At 41.8% G+C, this 16907-nt stretch carries 16 protein-coding genes; all 16 read left to right on the top strand.

The genetic code is table 11. The features are described 5' to 3' along the window. The 16 genes from FH971_RS18815 (at position 1) to FH971_RS18740 (ending at position 16881) form a co-directional block, all read left to right on the top strand. A complete protein-coding gene (locus tag FH971_RS18815; protein ID WP_140235316.1) occupies positions 1-945 on the top strand; it encodes an ExeA family protein in 945 nt (314 codons plus the stop codon). Continuing rightward, positions 942-2339, top strand: coding sequence for a tetratricopeptide repeat protein (locus tag FH971_RS18810; RefSeq protein WP_140235315.1), 1398 nt, complete (start codon positions 942-944; stop codon positions 2337-2339). Before FH971_RS18815 ends, FH971_RS18810 begins: the two co-directional genes overlap by 4 nt. Continuing rightward, the gene (locus FH971_RS18805; RefSeq protein WP_140235314.1) at positions 2336-4096 is read left to right on the top strand and encodes a GspE/PulE family protein; all 1761 of its coding nucleotides are present in this window, start codon (positions 2336-2338) and stop codon (positions 4094-4096) included. The genes FH971_RS18810 and FH971_RS18805 overlap by 4 nt, the downstream gene beginning before the upstream one ends. 2 nt (positions 4097-4098) lie before the next feature. After that, the gene (locus FH971_RS18800; RefSeq protein ID WP_140235313.1) at positions 4099-5313 is read left to right on the top strand and encodes a type II secretion system F family protein; all 1215 of its coding nucleotides are present in this window, start codon (positions 4099-4101) and stop codon (positions 5311-5313) included. 32 nt (positions 5314-5345) lie between these two features. Further along, positions 5346-5924 (top strand): hypothetical protein, encoded by a 579-nt coding sequence (locus FH971_RS18795; RefSeq protein WP_140235312.1) that lies wholly within the window; start codon positions 5346-5348, stop codon positions 5922-5924. 111 nt (positions 5925-6035) lie between these two features. After that, the gene (locus FH971_RS18790; protein ID WP_140235311.1) at positions 6036-6641 is read left to right on the top strand and encodes a pilin; all 606 of its coding nucleotides are present in this window, start codon (positions 6036-6038) and stop codon (positions 6639-6641) included. A gap of 66 nt (positions 6642-6707) precedes the next feature. Then, positions 6708-7214 (top strand): prepilin-type N-terminal cleavage/methylation domain-containing protein, encoded by a 507-nt coding sequence (locus FH971_RS18785; protein ID WP_140235310.1) that lies wholly within the window; start codon positions 6708-6710, stop codon positions 7212-7214. 311 nt (positions 7215-7525) lie between these two features. After that, the gene (locus FH971_RS18780; RefSeq protein WP_140235309.1) at positions 7526-8005 is read left to right on the top strand and encodes a pilus assembly FimT family protein; all 480 of its coding nucleotides are present in this window, start codon (positions 7526-7528) and stop codon (positions 8003-8005) included. Continuing rightward, positions 7995-8534, top strand: coding sequence for a type IV pilus modification PilV family protein (locus tag FH971_RS18775; RefSeq protein ID WP_140235308.1), 540 nt, complete (start codon positions 7995-7997; stop codon positions 8532-8534). The genes FH971_RS18780 and FH971_RS18775 overlap by 11 nt, the downstream gene beginning before the upstream one ends. Next, the gene (locus tag FH971_RS18770) at positions 8534-9361 is read left to right on the top strand and encodes a PilW family protein (RefSeq protein WP_140235307.1); all 828 of its coding nucleotides are present in this window, start codon (positions 8534-8536) and stop codon (positions 9359-9361) included. Before FH971_RS18775 ends, FH971_RS18770 begins: the two co-directional genes overlap by 1 nt. Then, the gene (locus FH971_RS18765) at positions 9351-9812 is read left to right on the top strand and encodes an MSHA biogenesis protein MshP (RefSeq protein WP_140235306.1); all 462 of its coding nucleotides are present in this window, start codon (positions 9351-9353) and stop codon (positions 9810-9812) included. The genes FH971_RS18770 and FH971_RS18765 overlap by 11 nt, the downstream gene beginning before the upstream one ends. 73 nt (positions 9813-9885) lie before the next feature. Continuing rightward, on the top strand, positions 9886-13524 hold the full coding sequence (locus tag FH971_RS18760; protein ID WP_240778405.1) for a DUF6701 domain-containing protein: 3639 nt from the start codon (positions 9886-9888) through the stop codon (positions 13522-13524). Positions 13525-13716: 192 nt separating this feature from the next. Then, on the top strand, positions 13717-14766 hold the full coding sequence (locus tag FH971_RS18755) for a rod shape-determining protein (protein ID WP_137224785.1): 1050 nt from the start codon (positions 13717-13719) through the stop codon (positions 14764-14766). A 62-nt stretch (positions 14767-14828) separates the two neighbouring features. Beyond that, positions 14829-15746: a rod shape-determining protein MreC gene (mreC, locus tag FH971_RS18750; protein WP_140235304.1), complete on the top strand. Its 918-nt coding sequence runs from the start codon at positions 14829-14831 to the stop codon at positions 15744-15746. Then, complete coding sequence (gene mreD, locus FH971_RS18745) at positions 15743-16234, top strand: rod shape-determining protein MreD (protein WP_140235303.1); 492 nt, start codon at positions 15743-15745, stop codon at positions 16232-16234. The genes mreC and mreD overlap by 4 nt, the downstream gene beginning before the upstream one ends. A 56-nt stretch (positions 16235-16290) precedes the next feature. Beyond that, positions 16291-16881 carry a Maf family protein gene (locus tag FH971_RS18740; protein ID WP_140235302.1) on the top strand — a complete coding sequence of 197 codons (591 nt, stop codon included), beginning with the start codon at positions 16291-16293 and terminating at the stop codon, positions 16879-16881. The last annotated feature ends 26 nt before the right edge of the window (positions 16882-16907 follow it).

The following is a 16907-nucleotide window of genomic DNA, read 5'->3' as shown; positions in this document are numbered from 1 at the left end:
ATGTATTTGGAGCATTTTGGCTTAAGTCAGTTGCCTTTTACGCTTACCCCAAATACAGGTTTCTTTTTTGGGTTGTCGCCGCATGTGGAAGCACTGCAAGTACTACAAACCGCATTACAAACAGGCGAAGGTTTTATTAAGGTCACGGGTGAAGTGGGCACAGGTAAAACTTTGGTTTGTCGTAAGCTGTTGAATGACTTACCGACTCAATACCATTGTGCTTATTTACCTAACCCCTATTTAAGCCCTAATGAATTACGTTGGGCTGTTGCAGGTGAACTAGGGTTGGATTTACCTGATAAATTAGATCAGCAGCAATTGACCCGATTGATCCATGAGCGTTTACTGGCGCTTAATCATCGAGGATTTCAGGTGGTGCTCGTCTTAGATGAAGCACAAGCATTACCAGATGACAGTATTGAAGCATTACGATTGTTTACCAATTTAGAGACCGAAAGCCGTAAGCTATTGCAAGTGGTGTTATTTGGCCAGCCAGAATTAGATCAACGCCTAGCACAACCAAAGTTCAGACAGTTAAGGCAACGTATCACCTTTAGTTATAATTTACGTCCGTTAACCTGGGATGAGATACAGGCTTATATTCATTACCGCCTCATGGTAGCCGGTTATAAAGGGTCTGAATTGTTTAGTACATCAGATATCAAACTCATCGCTAAAGCCGCTCGAGGTATTCCGCGCTTAGTGAATATATTGGCACATAAGAGTTTATTATTATGTTACGGCCAAAACGGAAAAAAGGTGTCTACTCGTGATTGTCTTGCTGCAATATTGGACACTGAAGATGTTAGTTTGCAGCATAAAGTGAGGTTCTCTCGTATTCGTATATTGATTATTGTGCTGCTTGCCGCATTGATGTTGTTTGTTGGATTCAATGGCGAAAGCTGTTGTGGTGAATGGATGACACAAATAGGCGAGATAAAATGAGCGTGATTATCAAAATGCTGAAAGATTTAGAGCTGCGCCAACAGTCTGAAACCGGAATCCCTCCGACGCAACCAGCGGGTGAGTTTGTACGTCCTCAAATTCAATACCAATCAACCGCTAAATCACGATTGCCGCTCATTAGCCTTATTGTCGTAGCTATACTCTTAATACCTACATTATGGTTTGGGGTATCAATATACCGCCAAGCTAATAATGAAATTGTCAGTGAACTAGCCTCTATCAGTTCAATAGTGGCCAGAGAAACTGAATCGTTAGATGTTAATCTGCCGCAAAAGAATGACGGTCTTGATGTTGAACAGTCTAAATTAGTGTTAAACCCAACATCGACACCTATGCAAACATCGGCATTGGTGAGTACAGCGGTAATAACTCAAAATGCTGCCCGGATAAGGGATCAAATATCTATGCCAGGTTCACCTTCAGTGGATACGGCACCAGTGCTTGATGACGATACAATGAGTTTATCTCCAGCATCGCAACGACAAGATAGCGTTAATGTACCTGAAACGGTTGAAACACCAACGCTATTAACTACAACCGAAGATTCTGATAAGTCGAGTTTTACAGACGCCAATAAGGCCGTTCCTAGTAAAACAGTAAACAATAACACCATATCTAATAATGTGGTGCCTGATAGTATTGAATCGGCTAAGGTGTCACCGAATAAGAACGCCTCGAATAATATTGAAGCGACTCAAGGCTTAACCACAGAGCAAGCGTCTGCTTCATCTATACAAGAATCGGTTACCAGACAAATGCCTGCAGGGATGACGGTGAAAGAAGTGGTGCTGACTAAAGCGCAAATGGCGCAATTGCAATATCGCAAAGCGATGAATGCAGAGCAAGAGCAGCGACTTGATGATGCCACGGGTTACTATTTAGAGGCAATAGTATTGCAACCTAGCTTACATAAAGCCCGTAAACAATTACTAGCGATTTATTATGCCCAGCATAATCTTATCGCGGTGATGCGATTACTTGAGAGTGGTATTAGTCTGTTTCCGCAACAATGGGAGTTTTATGTGATTTTGTCGCAAATTCAAACCGAAATGAAAGCCTATGATAAAGCATTGTCAACCTTGGATATGATCCCTGACAACTCTACTTGGGCTCGAGATAAATGGGTTGCTCAAACCGAATTGGCGCAAAGCTCAAAAAACTTCTTTTTAGCAGAATCTGCTTACCGTAATTTACTGGTATCCGAGTCGACCAACTCTCGCTGGTGGATGGGTTTAGGATATGCATTAGATTCTCAGAAAAAATATTCCCAAGCAGCTCAAGCTTACCGATCTGCTTTAAGTTATGAAGGCTTATCGACTTCAGCCATGACATTTATTGAAACCCGTTTAGATCAATTAGGAGAAAACCGATGAAGCCTAAGTTAAAGATGCGGTTAGGGGATCTTCTTGTTCAAGAGCTGATTATTACCGACGAGCAATTAAAGCAAGCCTTAACGGAACAGCGCAATTCTGGTAGAAAGCTCGGTCGTACGCTAATTGATTTAAACTGTATTACTGAAGATCAGTTACTTAAGTTTTTGTCTCAACAGCTAAATTTACCCTATCTTGATATTAGTCGCCGTCCAATAGCCGATGAAGTGGTTAATATTCTCCCCGAAGTACAGGCGAGACGTTTTCGTGCCTTAGTGGTAGAGAGTCATCCAGACCATGTAGTCGTTGCAATGAGCGATCCTGCAGACTTGCAGGCCATTGATAATATTGAAGCATTAGTAGCCCCTAAGCAGTTAATGCTCGCGGTAGCACCAGAACAACAGTTACTCGATGCATTTGATAACCTTTATCGTCGTACTGGTCAAATCGCGGAAATCGCCGGTAAACTCGACGAAGAATATGCCTCTGATGACATGTTCGATTTGGCTAATATAACCCAAAGTGACAGTGATAACGAAACCACAGTCGTGAAGTTATTGCAGTCTATTTTTGAAGATGCAGTGCAAATGCGAGCGTCAGATATTCATATTGAACCCGGCGAGAAAGTGCTGCGGATCCGCCAGCGTATTGATGGTCAATTACATGAAAATATCTTAAGTGAAGTCAATATTGCTTCGGCATTGGTATTGCGGCTTAAATTGATGGCGGGATTGGATATTTCAGAGAAACGTATGCCACAAGATGGCCGTTTTCATATGGAAATAAAAGGTCATCAAATTGACGTGCGGATGTCGACCATGCCCATTTATCATGGCGAATCTGTGGTAATGCGTTTGTTAGATCAAACCACAGGCCTGCGAACCTTAGATGAAACCGGCATGCCACCCAATATCGTGGCGCGAATTCGTAAACAAATTAAGCGCCCTCACGGTATGTTGTTAGTGACAGGGCCAACTGGTAGCGGTAAAACGACAACGTTATACGGGATTTTAAATGAGCTTAATACTGCAGACCGAAAGATTATTACCGTAGAAGATCCAGTAGAATATCAGTTACCGCGAATTAACCAAGTTCAGGTTAATCACAAAATTGGTTTGGACTTTTCTAACGTACTGCGTACCACGCTCCGTCAAGATCCAGACATTATCATGGTGGGGGAGATGCGTGACCAAGAAACCGTTGAAATTGGTTTACGGGGTGCGTTAACAGGTCACTTTGTATTATCGACTTTGCATACCAATGATGCCGTTACCAGTGCGTTACGATTACTCGATATGGGCGCGGCGAGTTATTTGGTTGCCAGTGCATTGCGAGTCATTATCGCTCAACGTCTTGTGAGGCGTGTTTGTCATAATTGCGCAGTGGATTATCAGCCAACCGCGGCTGAACGTAGCTGGCTTACGAGTGTGACTAAAAGAGATATTAACAGCGCTACGTTTAAAGTGGGTAGTGGTTGTCAAACCTGTAATGGATCTGGTTATCGTGGTCGAATAGGTATTTTTGAAATACTCGAACTAGACGAAAACATGATAGATGCCATGCGTACAGGTAATCCGCAAGACTTTGCCCGAGCAGCGCTACGTAGTCCTCATTTTATTCCACTCGCGCATTCGGCCATGGAGTATTTATTCCTTGGTACCACAACGCTAGAAGAAGTGTCCAAGCTGGTGGAAGATGTCAGTGAATCAACTGTTGCCTTGTCTGAAGATCTTGTTAGTCAACAAGATACTGGGTTGTAATCATGCCTACATATCAATATCGAGGTCGTAATTCACAAGGGCAGGCTGTCAGTGCACAGCTTGAGTCTGCCAATGAAAGCTCCGCGGCCGATACATTGTTATCTCGGGGCATTATCCCGTTAGAATTACGAGAAGTGAAAACCAAGCAATCGTTTTCGGTGAGCTTATTTAAAAGCAAAGTGTCGCTCGAAGAACTGCAAATTTTTAGCCGACAAATGTATTCATTGACGCGTTCAGGCATTCCCATTTTAAGAGCTATTGCTGGGTTATCAGAAACCACTCATTCAGACCGAATGAAGAAAGCTTTAGATGATATATCTGAACAGCTTACTTCTGGGCGACCATTATCTTCGGCAATGAATCAACATCCAGATGTATTTGATTCATTGTTTATATCGATGGTTCATGTTGGTGAAAATACCGGTAAATTGGAAGATGCTTTTATCCAGTTGTCGGGGTATATCGAACGTGAACAAGAAACTCGTCGGCGAATTAAAGCCGCAATGCGTTATCCAATGTTCGTCTTGTTTGCCATTACCATTGCGATGGTTATTTTGAACATTATGGTGATCCCTAAATTTGCCGACATGTTTTCTCGTTTTGGTGCTGAATTGCCATGGGCTACAAAAATATTAATTGGTACCTCGAATCTGTTTGTTAATTTCTGGCCGCATATGATAGTGGTATTAATTGGCGTTGTAGTCGGTATTCGCTATTGGCATCATACAGAAAAGGGTGAGAAGCAATGGGACTTATGGAAACTGCATATTCCTGTGGTTGGCTCTATTATTGAACGCTCAACTTTGTCACGTTATTGTCGTTGTTTTTCGATGATGCTTAGCGCGGGTGTGCCTATGACACAAGCATTAAGTTTGGTAGCCGATGCGGTAGATAATGCCTATATGCATGACAAGATTGTGGGGATGCGACGTGGCATCGAATCGGGTGAATCAATGCTGCGGGTATCCAATAGTAGCCAGCTGTTCACTCCGTTAGTATTGCAAATGGTTGCCGTGGGTGAAGAGACCGGTCAAATCGATCAGTTATTAAATGATGCCGCTGACTTTTATGAGGGCGAGGTGGATTACGATTTAAAAAATCTTACCGCTAAACTTGAACCTATTTTAATCGCATTTGTTGCGGGTATTGTATTGATATTGGCTTTGGGTATTTATCTCCCTATGTGGGATATGCTTAGTGTGGTTAAAGGGGGTTAGCGCAGAATGAGCATTATTTATCAGGAATTTGGATGCTGAGCCAACAAAAAGCAGATGATGATTTGCTTAAAATTTATGGGCGAGTTATTGCAATGGTCGTTTTATTAGTCTTGCTCACCATTTTTGGTATACGTTATTTGAATAATACCCAAAGTTTAGGCGAGCGCGGCTTAGAGTTTGAGCATAATCGTTTATTGAATGTTTTAGCTATGGTGCATAGCCAATGGTTAGCTTCTGGTCGACCCGACAGGATGTTATTGTCTTGGCATAACGTGGTGTCAGATGTGTCTTCTAATAAAGTAGATAGTGGCAACAATGATGCCGTATTAAAAGATACTCAATTGAAAATGGACACTATTTATGACGATGTTGATATAGTGGGAACCGATAATTGGATTTCTATGTCAGCTGAAGGATGGCCAATCATTAATACTCATGACACCCAAGGTTGCGTACATCTATGGGGGCAATTATTGGCAAGTGATGTTCATGAGTTAAATATTACGGTAGATTATCAGTCTGAGCAGAATATTTGCCGTTACTTTTCAAATAAAGCCAGTTTACGTTATCAACTGCAAACGGGTAGAGTGATTTTTTTAATGGGTGACTGATATATTGTGTATCGCTAGTGTTAAAGATTTAATAACCTGCTAATATTAGTGAAGTTATAGCTTAATCAGTTTTATGTTCTGTTATGGTGCTATAGAGAAGAGTTAAATATAATGAAATTTAAACAACAAGGTTTTTCATTAGTCGAATTGGTGATAGTCATTGTCATCCTCGGTTTATTAGCTGCTACGGCATTACCACGCTTTTTAAATGTGACTGATGATGCCCAAGATGCCAGTGTAGATGGGGTTGCAGGTGGTTTAGCTACCGCAGTGAGTTTTGTACGTGCTCAATGGGAAGTTGATGGACGTCGTAATACCAATGTGCTTTTAGACGGTACCAGTGTGTCACTTGATACTCGGTTTGGTTTTCCTACCGGAACCACCAATACCGATGCTACGACAATGACCGATGATACTTGTCAGGAAGTATTTGATTCTGTTTTACAAAATGCACCTAGAAATGTTATTTATAACCTAGATGCTAGCCAGCAGCGTTATACGGTTAGAATGTTAGATGGTGTGGGTGGAACATCTACCAGTATTGATGGTCAATCTGTCAGTAACCTTGATGTGTGTGTATATCATCAAATCGCTACATTAACATTAAATCAGACCACAGGGGTCGCAGATCCTGCTCCAGATTTAGATACCGCGGGCGCTAACGGTGTAACATATAATGCCGGAACGGGTCAGGTGGTATCATTTACTAACGACTAATTTGGTTTATCACTTCTCATAATGATGTCGATTTACCCATATTCTTTTTTATAGAGGTTATTTAATATGCAAAAGCAACAAGGTTTTACATTAATCGAATTAGTGGTTGTGATCATTATTCTTGGTATTTTAGCGGTAACGGCAGCGCCTAAATTTATTAACCTGCAAGGTGATGCTCGTGCATCATCTTTAGCTGGAATGCGTGGTGCTATCCAAGGTGCAAATACCCTAGTTTATTCAAAGGCGGCTTTAGCTGGGAAAGAAAGTGATGCAACAGAAACACTTGATATTGGTTCTGGCACTGAAGATGTAGATATTGCTTATGGTTACGTACAAGCCACGAAGGATTCTTTAGAAGAAGCTCTAGATGTTACTTTTGATTTAGGTGCAGATGGTGAGGCTACAGCAGCTACAATATCTGATCCAGCCTCTGATTGGATTATTGAAGAAGGTACTGGCAGTGTCGAAATTTGGCAAGCAGGCGCACCTGCTGAATGTTCATTTACTTATACTCAAGCAAATGCAACAACGACTCCTGTATTATCTCAAGTTCCTGATGCTGATGATTGTTAATGTTTGATTGTTAGCCATAAGAAAAACCTGCCATGTGCAGGTTTTTTTTTACTACTTTCTTTCTAAGGTGAAATTGAATTTTCAATACATTTGATTTGCTAATACTGGGGGAGATGGTTGTTATAATGTACATCAGTGATTTTTTGACTAACTGAATAAATAGACTGATATTTTATGTTATTTTAGCCATACTGATTAAGCGTAATGATTATTTGAATTTGTTACCTTTACGCATGTGATAGTCATTTTTCATTTGTAAAAAGAGAGAGATCGAAAATATTTCTGCTCATTAAGTTAAGGACATCATTACAGTGAGTCAACAACGCAATATTCAACTTGGGTTTACTTTAGTTGAATTAGTTACCACCATGATTTTGATTGGTATTCTTGCCGTGGCGGTATTACCGCGTTTAATGTCTGACTCTTCTTACAGCGCTTATACCTTACGTAATGAGTTTATTAGCGAGTTGCGTCAAGTCCAACTTAAAGCAATGCAAAATACTGATCAGTGCTATCAACTTGATGTTAACGCCAGTGGCTATACATTACGTTATTTTAGCAGCCGTATCGGTAATAGCTGTAGTAGCCCATTTCGCGCAGAACAACCACAAAATTTTGGTGGTGGCGCTAATATCACCTTAGCCAGTAGTGCTAGCCAAGTATTTTCGATTACCTTTGACAGCTTAGGTCGGATGTTATCTCCGGCTTGTTCTGGCCATTGTTTTAATGCAGTGGCAGATGAAACCTTAGCCATTGCGGTTGAATCTGAGGGGTATATTTATGCTCTATAACATTCAGCATAAACCACTACCTCATCCCCATGGAGGCTTTACCTTAATCGAACTTGTTGTGGGTATGATGGTGATCGGTATTGCGATTGTAATGCTCACCAGCATGTTATTTCCCCAAGCAGACAGAGCGGCAGCCACGCTACACAGAGTTCGTTCTGCTGAGTTGGCTCATTCGGTAATGAATGAAATTTGGGGCAAACGATATGATCAAAATACCAATCCTAATGGTGGCGTTCCTGCGTGTAATGCTTCTGGCGGTATTGCTTGTACTTCATCAGGTTTACTCGGTATTGATAGCGGTGAAAGCCGTGACTCGTTCAACGATGTTGATGATTACAATGGCTTAAATGAAACCGCAAACATGCTCGATTCAAGCCAAACCTATGCTCAGGCCTATCCTCGTTATAAATTGCAGGTTTCAGTGGCATATATTGATCCAGCTACTCAAGCTGAAAAACTAATTACTGTTGCCGTGACGACACCTGCCGGTGAAGTAATTACTTACCAAGCGGTAAGGAGTAATTACTAATGCCACTTAGCAACCAAGTTAAATCCGCTGGTTTTACCTTAATTGAAATGGTTACGGTCATTTTAATTTTAGGCATTGTCGTTGTTGGGTTGAGTAGTTTTGTGATTTTCGGCACTCGAATTTTTGTTGAATCTAGCGCGGTTGATCAAGTGCTCAGTCAAAGCCGTTTTGGCATTGAGCGGATGACCCGGGATATTCGTGCTGCTGTGCCTAATAGTATGCGCGTGTTAACGGCAATAGACGGTAGTTATCAATGTCTTGAATTATTGCCGATTAGCGCAAGCACATCGTATCTTGATGCACCTTTTTTTCCACAAGCTACGCAAAATAGTCTAACAGCGATTAAAAGTGTTCGTAGTATTAATGCTGCTCAATCAGTATTGATTTATCCACTAACAAGCGCGGATATTTATAATCCTCAAGGGACAACCGCTAAACGATTTATCATACAAAGTGTCACTGAATCAGGCGACCAACTTACGATTACATTAACTCAAAGTGTTCGCTTTACAGAGGCATCGCCATTAAAACGCTTATATGTTGCCGATAGTCCTTTGAGCTACTGTTTTGTTAACAATGTCAGCAGCGTTGAGTTGCGCCTATACCAAAACTATGGCTATAAGGTGAACCAGCCCGTACCCGCTGTGATGGGCAATGGTGTGTTGATGGCACAAAATGTTGTTAATGCGTTAGCGGTTAATCCCGCGGTTATTCTTACTCCATCGACACTGGTGACCAATGCGATAGTGCATTTACAACCAGTATTTTCCGTCAATGGTGAAACATTTCAATATAACCATCAAGTACAGGTGATGAATGTTCCCTAAGCTGAAATTAAGCCAACACTCGCAACAAGGCAGCGCACTGATTATCGGTGTTTTTGTGCTAACGGTAATGTTTCTTATCGCTGCGAGCTTAATTCGTATTGTTGGCGATGCCGATGAGTCGGTGAACATGGAAGTGTGGGGCACTCGAGCTTTATTTAATGCAAATAGTGGTGCAGATGCGGCATTGGCTCAGTTGTTTCCTGTTGATGATTCTGTCGCAGATTGTACCTATGTCAGTGCAACATGGACGCCACCAACTGGGCTTGATGTAAAAGGTTTTCATAACTGCAACACCACAGTGAGCTGTAATTCTGCCTCCGTGGGTGGTGTCGTTCAATATAGAATTAACAGCTCTGCGGTATGTGAAACCGGTAATTGTACTGGTAACTCGAGCAGTTCAACGTGTTTGCGAGTCAGTCGCCAAGTGGAGGTAGAAGCGCGTGGGAATTAGCATTGGGTTATCGAGGAAATCTAATATCTTTAGAACACTATTGATTTTTACATGGATATTAATGGCTTTTTTTATGTCGGTAACAACAGCATCGGCTGATTGGCGCGACACTTTTAAAGAGGGTGTTAATAACTTTGATACCAATGGCACAATTAATTTGAATTCAGCCACGATCATCAACGCACCGAGTAACGGTAAACTGCCAACAGATAATTATTATCAAGGTGGAGACAGTAACTTTGGTTCTTGTATTAGCTCCAATGGTACTTCCAGAGTTTGCCGTGACGGTGGTAGTCTTGCAGAATTACCCTCTGGACGTATTGACTTTGCCCAGTGTCAATCAAGCAGCACTGTTGATTTAGGTCCTCCATCTTATGGTAATGAAACGGTTAATATCGCCGAAGGTGAATATCGTAATGTGTCAGTCGCTAATGGTAGTGATAAAAAGATTGTTTTTACTACTAGTAATGGTAAATACAAAATCAAAAATTTGTCTGCTACCTCTGGCAAGATTGAATTTTCCTCAGGACAGTATTGGATAGAAACAATGAGCATCAATAATGGTGTTCAATTGATATTCCCAACGACAGGGCGAGTGACTTTTTTTATCAAAAATGATTATATTCAGAAAAATTTAACGCTAGCCAGTTCTCCAGAAAATTTACTATTTTATCATTATGGCAAATTTGAAATTGAAGGCGGCGCAAGTTTGAATGCTTATGTGGTATCTGAAAGTACAGTTACCATTAATGGTTCAGCAAAAATTAAAGGCGCTGTTACTGGGAAAGATATCGTATTGGGGGGGAGTTCATCAGTAACGTTTGTTGATAGTGCAGATCTAATCGATGTTGTTCCAGATTGTACTATTGAGGTTGAGACTCCTTTGACGTGTTTTACTGATGATTTCCAACGAACTGACCTTGGGGATGATTGGGTTGTTTCAAAAAGTCGAGGTAGCTTTACGCCTTCTATCGTTAGTAATCGTTTGCGAGTAACACAAACATCAACAAATCAAGCAACATCTTCTACTTACCAAAGACTATTTCCTGCTGAAGATAATTTCGTGTCAATTGAGTTTGATCATTTTGCTTACGACGGTAATGGAGCCGATGGTATAGCCTTAGTATTATCAGATGGTTCGATTACACCTCAAGCTGGAGCCTATGGTGGACCACTAGGCTATGGTGCTCGTTCAAATGAGAATGGTTTTGCAGGTGGCTGGTTAGGTTTTGGTATCGATGAATATGGTAACTTTTCAAGAGAGGGAGGCCCTAGTGGACCCGGGCGTCGTCGGCAATCTGTTGCAATTCGGGGATCGGGTACTGGTACGGCTGGTTATCCTTATTTACGTGGTACATGTAGTAATGGCACCACCAATACTAATGGTAGTTGTTTATCTCCGACCGTTGATAACAATAATGTATCTCCGGCACACCGTTACCGTATTACCATTGATTCACAAATTACTAACCAATCAATAGTGAAAGTAGAACGTAATACCGGTAGTGGTTTTGTTGAGATTATTTCCGCATTTGATGCTGCAGCCATCATCACTCAAGCTGCAATACCGGATAACTTTTTATTATCGTTAACAGGTTCGACGGGGGGATCAACCAATAAGCATGAAATTGATAATGTAGAAATTTGTGCACTAAAATCAAATCCAGTTGGAATACAAATAGATCACTTTGAGTATTCATACTCTGGACAAGGTATTACCTGTGCACCAAAAATACTGTCGATTAAAGCTTGTGCTAATACAGATTGCACCCAAACCGTGACGGAAACTGTTACGGCAACACTGAGCCCTGTAACAATCACTGGTGGTGGTTGGGTTGGGGGAAATGTGGTGACCTTCACTGGTGGAGAAAAGTCAGATCTACAATTAAGACGTAATACTCCTGGCATCGTTACTTTAGGTGTTACAGGGTCAACGCCAAGTACTAAAGCATTCAGTGAAACCTTGTGCCGTATTAATGGCGAAGCGGCTAGCGTAGCAAGTTGTAATTTGGTGTTTGCTGACAGTGGCTTTATTTTTGATGTGCCAGATAAGCTAGCAAACAAACCTACGGGTAACATTTCAATCAGTGCGGTGAAGAAATCAGATGAGACGTTGCAATGTGTACCTACCTTTGCTGATACCACAAAAGATGTCAGTTTTTGGAGTAGTTATATTGATCCAAGTTTGCCTATAAATGGTCAGTCAGTCACGGTGAATAGTAAGGTGATGAGTAAACTAGAGAGTGCCGCTACAACGCTTGCGTTGGCATTCGATAACGATGGTAAAGCTGAGCTTATTGTTAACTACCCCGATGCAGGGAAAATACAGCTAGATGCAAAGTATACCGGCACAGGTGATGAGGAAGGCTTGGTCATGACGGGCTCTGATGAGTTTGTCAGCTTCCCGGTGGGCTTGTGTGTTACGCCAGAAGATAGTAGTGCAAAGTGCGCTGCAGGTAATAGTACTTGTGATGTTTACAAAAAAGCTGGCGAGTCATTTAAATTAGTTATTCAAGGGAAAGCTTGGGAGTTTGACGGTGATACCAATTTCTGCGATAACATCAATACGCCAAATTATGCTCATGAAAACATAACATTAGCACATGAGCTAGTTGCCCCGTCTGATGGTGTGTTAGGTGCTGTTGGCACTACACAATATAATCATGTAGCCCAAACAACTAACACTAATACTGTGCCACAGTCAGTAACAGAAGTCGGTGTATTTCAATTTACAGCTAAGCCTCTAAGTAATTATTTAGGTTCGAGTTTCTATGATATTCCAATGGCTGAATCTCCTAGCATAGGTCGTTTTGTGCCAGACCGTTTTGTTGTCAGTAACATTAGTGTAGTGCCATCTTGCGGTAGTTTTAATTATATGGATCAGCCTTTTAAACTAGCGCTAACCTTAAATACCGTAAATACAGGAACTTATGTGACCCAAAATTATCAAGGTGTCTTTGCTAAAGCTAATGCAATCTTAGTAGGGGAAAATGCTAATAATGGTGTGGATTTAAGTGCCAGATTAAGTGATTTGCCCATTGATGCAAGCTCATGGGCTTTAGGTGAAGCAAGCGTCGACATCACTAACCTAGCTAGCTTCAACCGAATGACGGCTCCGGGTGTTGACGGACCTTTTTCTTTGTTGGATATTGGTGTGCAAGTATTTGATAATGATGGAGACTTCGCATTAGTTGCATCTGCAGATATGCTCCCGGGTAGCAGCAGTATTTGTGCCGACAATAATACTTGCACAGCAAAGCTACTCTCGACTCAAGATTTTCGTCATGGCAGAGTGGTGATGGATAATACCTATGGCCCTGAAAATGAAATACTGCGTATGACAACTTATGCCCAATACTGGAATGGTAGTGATTGGATAACAAACATCGATGATAGTTGCACTCAAGTTATTGATCCTCTAGATGGCACAGAAGTATATGCGCCATCATTAACTGCTGGACAGAGTGTTACTCGTAGCGATGCTGGCAGTGAAGTGAACTCTGGAAAGCTGACATTGTTATGGGAAAGTAGCGGTTTAGTACCTTATCGAGGCCAAGTTACCGCTCCATTAACTGTTGACGATTGGCTCAAATGGTATTGGAATTGGGACGATGCAAGTTCGACTTTATTATATAACCCAAAAGCGAGTGCTTATTTTGGCCGCTACCGAGGACATGATAGGATCATTTATTGGCGAGAAGTGAACCAATAAACTGAATAAAAAAACATCGTTTTTATGATTTTTAGGATTAAATTTGAACGATTGACATTTTTTTAGGCATTTTTAGAAAAAAAAATGCCAGATTAGCGATTGTTGACCTGTTCGGTATTGTAGAATGGGGGTGTCATTGATAGAGTTAGCTGATTTTTATTCTTCTGACTTCACAGAATACAGGCCTGATACATGTTCAAAAAGTTGCGTGGCATTTTTTCTAACGACCTATCCATAGATTTAGGTACGGCAAACACTCTTATTTATGTTCGCGATGAAGGCATCGTACTGAACGAACCCTCTGTGGTTGCCATTCGCGGCGAACGCAATAGTAATGGTCCAAAATCAGTTGCTGCTGTGGGGACTGATGCTAAACAAATGCTAGGTCGAACACCTGGTAATATTCAAGCTATTCGTCCGATGAAAGACGGCGTTATTGCCGATTTCTATGTGACCGAGAAAATGCTTCAACACTTTATCAAGCAAGTGCACAACAACAGTTTCTTTCGCCCAAGTCCGCGAGTATTAGTCTGCGTACCTGTAGGCGCGACTCAAGTTGAACGTCGTGCTATTCGTGAATCAGCTATGGGTGCTGGTGCACGTGAAGTGTATCTTATTGAAGAGCCTATGGCTGCTGCTATTGGTGCTGGTTTACCGGTATCAGAAGCAACGGGCTCTATGGTTGTTGATATTGGTGGTGGTACCACTGAAGTCGCGATTATTTCGTTAAATGGTGTGGTGTATTCTTCATCAGTACGTATCGGTGGCGATAAGTTTGACGATGCGATTATTAATTATGTTCGCCGTAATTACGGTAGCTTAATTGGTGAGGCAACTGCTGAACGTATTAAACATACTATTGGTACTGCATATCCTGGTGACGAAGTGCTTGAAATTGAAGTGCGCGGTCGTAATCTTGCGGAAGGTGTACCAAGAAGTTTTACGTTAAACAGCAATGAAATCTTAGAAGCATTACAAGAACCGTTATCGGGTATTGTGAGTGCGGTAATGGTTGCCCTTGAACAGTCGCCACCAGAGCTAGCTTCAGACATTTCTGAGCGTGGCATGGTATTAACAGGCGGTGGTGCTTTACTTCGTGATTTAGACCGTTTGTTAATGCAAGAGACTGGGATTCCGGTGATGGTTGCTGACGACCCTCTGACTTGTGTTGCTCGTGGCGGTGGTAAAGCGCTTGAAATGATTGATATGCACGGTGGTGATTTGTTCTCTGAAGAGAACTAATTATTACTAGCTGAGCAACTTTGTTAACGTCGTAACTGGGTTAACAAAGTTGCGAACAATTTATGAAACCAATTTTCGTTCGTGGCGTTTCCATCCAATTTAGATTAACACTGGCAATTATTTTGTCGGTGGCATTACTTATCACTAATCAACGCCTAGATCCCATTCGCCAATCTTTATCCTCAGTATTAAGTCCTCTGCAGTATTTAGCCAATGTCCCAGGTGTGATGCTTGACTGGTCCGCAGAAGCATTTGCGACTCGCAATATGCTCGAATTGCAAAATAAAGAACTACTACGCCAACAACTGGTGATGTCTGAGCGTTTACAACGTTTCGAGTATGTTCGCCAAGAGAATGAACGTTTACGTGCATTGCTCGGTTCGCCTGTGCACATGGATTCTCGTAAAATGGTGGCCGAAGTTATGGAAGTTGCCAGCGATCCTTTTCGGCAGTTTGTGGTGTTAAACCATGGCTTACAAACGGGTGTCTATGTTGGTCAACCTGTCGTTGATGCTAAAGGTGTTGTGGGACAAGTTGTTGAAGTGAGTGAATTAACCAGCAGGGTGTTAATGGTGTCAGATACGACCCACGGTATTCCTGTTCGAGTGACACGCAACGACGTGCGCGCTATTGCTAACGGTACCGGTGATATTGATCAAATTGAATTACGTCATGTGGCTAAAAGTACCGATATTATCGTGGGTGATTTATTAGTGACTTCAGGATTAGGTAATCGTTTTCCTGAAGGCTATCCCGTTGCTCGTGTGATCAGCGTATCGCGTGATGACGGTCAGAGCTACGCGGTGATAAATGCTCAGCCTTTAGCTGCGCTTGACCGTATTCGTTATGTATTACTTATTTGGCCAGATGAAACCAAGCCTTTTACGCTTCCTGCTGATGTACAAGGGTTGATTAAAAATACTGCTGATAAGGCTACAGCTTCGGCAACGAAACCCGCTACCAGCGAGGTAAATCAATGAGTACGCACATAGCTAATGGGCGCTTAGTGGTCTGGCTGACATTATTTATCGGGATGATGTTTCAGATTATGCCGCTGCCAAAAATGGTTGAAGCGTGGCGACCTGACTGGCTATTAATGGTGATGATGTATTGGGCGATGGCACTACCGCATCGTTACAACATTCTTACCGCATGGATTTTGGGGGTAATGCTTGATGTGCTACTAGGAGCCCATTTAGGGATCCGATCATTAGCATTGTCGCTGGTTATCTATATTGTGGTGTTGTTATGTCAGCGATTGCGAAATTATCCACGCTGGCAACAATCAATCTTAGTGGCTTGTTTTATCTGTATTTATCATGTGGTTATATTTGTGACCCAGTTTGTTGTGGTCGAGTCTACGCCATTTGATGTTGAAATGTTTTTGCCTGCTATTTCAAGTTTATTTATTTGGTGGTGGGTCTTTTGGGTGTTACGTAATATGCGCCGTCATTATAAAGTTCGCTAATCCAACGTAAAAACCTAAGTATGGTTTTAATGTACACTAACTAGAGTAAATATCAGATGACATGGGTACTGGCTTCTACCTCACCAAGAAGAAAAGAATTATTACTTCAAGCAGGCTTTAGTCATCCGGGTTTTTCGTTCGAGTTAGTTGCGCCTGATATAGATGAAACACCTCTGTCGACCGAAACTGCCACTCAATATGTATCCCGTTTAGCGCTCGAAAAAGCCCAAGCGGGGTTAGCACTTAGTGAACATTTTTTCGCACCTAAAGTATTGGGTTCGGATACGATAGTAGTACTGAATGACCAGATATTAGGAAAACCAGTCGACCAAGATGATGCCAAACGCATGTTGAGATTGCTGTCTGGTCAAACTCACGAGGTGATGACTGCAGTAGCATTAACAGATGGCGAGCAAACTTTTAGCCGATTGTGTCGTACTCAAGTGACATTCTGTGAGTTATCCGTAGCTGATATAGAGGCTTATGTTGCTTCTGGTGAGCCTATGGATAAAGCGGGTGCTTACGGTATACAAGCTCTGGGTGGCTGCTTTGTTAAATCAATTATAGGCAGTTACTCTGCCGTTGTCGGTTTGCCCTTAGTTGATACTCGTGAATTATTAGCCTGCATGATGCAGCACTCTCAATAAGATATTGCTTCGACGGTTATCTACAG

It is taken from the genome of Shewanella polaris, assembly GCF_006385555.1.
GTDB lineage: Bacteria > Pseudomonadota > Gammaproteobacteria > Enterobacterales > Shewanellaceae > Shewanella > Shewanella polaris.
The sequence above is the reverse complement of the archived record's forward strand: the minus strand, read 5'-3'. Positions and strand labels throughout refer to the sequence as shown.

What these genes read in the sequence shown, in the direction of transcription:
- FH971_RS18765 (WP_140235306.1), top strand. Translation starts at nt 9,351, where the DNA reads ATGTTCCCTAAGCTGAAATTAAGCCAACACTCGCAACAAGGCAGCGCA.
- FH971_RS18810 (WP_140235315.1), top strand. Translation starts at nt 942, where the DNA reads ATGAGCGTGATTATCAAAATGCTGAAAGATTTAGAGCTGCGCCAACAG.
- FH971_RS18805 (WP_140235314.1), top strand. Translation starts at nt 2,336, where the DNA reads ATGAAGCCTAAGTTAAAGATGCGGTTAGGGGATCTTCTTGTTCAAGAG.
- FH971_RS18775 (WP_140235308.1), top strand. Translation starts at nt 7,995, where the DNA reads ATGCTCTATAACATTCAGCATAAACCACTACCTCATCCCCATGGAGGC.
- mreC (WP_140235304.1), top strand. Translation starts at nt 14,829, where the DNA reads ATGAAACCAATTTTCGTTCGTGGCGTTTCCATCCAATTTAGATTAACA.
- FH971_RS18795 (WP_140235312.1), top strand. Translation starts at nt 5,346, where the DNA reads ATGCTGAGCCAACAAAAAGCAGATGATGATTTGCTTAAAATTTATGGG.
- FH971_RS18755 (WP_137224785.1), top strand. Translation starts at nt 13,717, where the DNA reads ATGTTCAAAAAGTTGCGTGGCATTTTTTCTAACGACCTATCCATAGAT.
- FH971_RS18770 (WP_140235307.1), top strand. Translation starts at nt 8,534, where the DNA reads ATGCCACTTAGCAACCAAGTTAAATCCGCTGGTTTTACCTTAATTGAA.
- FH971_RS18740 (WP_140235302.1), top strand. Translation starts at nt 16,291, where the DNA reads ATGACATGGGTACTGGCTTCTACCTCACCAAGAAGAAAAGAATTATTA.
- FH971_RS18790 (WP_140235311.1), top strand. Translation starts at nt 6,036, where the DNA reads ATGAAATTTAAACAACAAGGTTTTTCATTAGTCGAATTGGTGATAGTC.
- FH971_RS18800 (WP_140235313.1), top strand. Translation starts at nt 4,099, where the DNA reads ATGCCTACATATCAATATCGAGGTCGTAATTCACAAGGGCAGGCTGTC.
- FH971_RS18785 (WP_140235310.1), top strand. Translation starts at nt 6,708, where the DNA reads ATGCAAAAGCAACAAGGTTTTACATTAATCGAATTAGTGGTTGTGATC.
- mreD (WP_140235303.1), top strand. Translation starts at nt 15,743, where the DNA reads ATGAGTACGCACATAGCTAATGGGCGCTTAGTGGTCTGGCTGACATTA.
- FH971_RS18760 (WP_240778405.1), top strand. Translation starts at nt 9,886, where the DNA reads ATGTCGGTAACAACAGCATCGGCTGATTGGCGCGACACTTTTAAAGAG.
- FH971_RS18815 (WP_140235316.1), top strand. Translation starts at nt 1, where the DNA reads ATGTATTTGGAGCATTTTGGCTTAAGTCAGTTGCCTTTTACGCTTACC.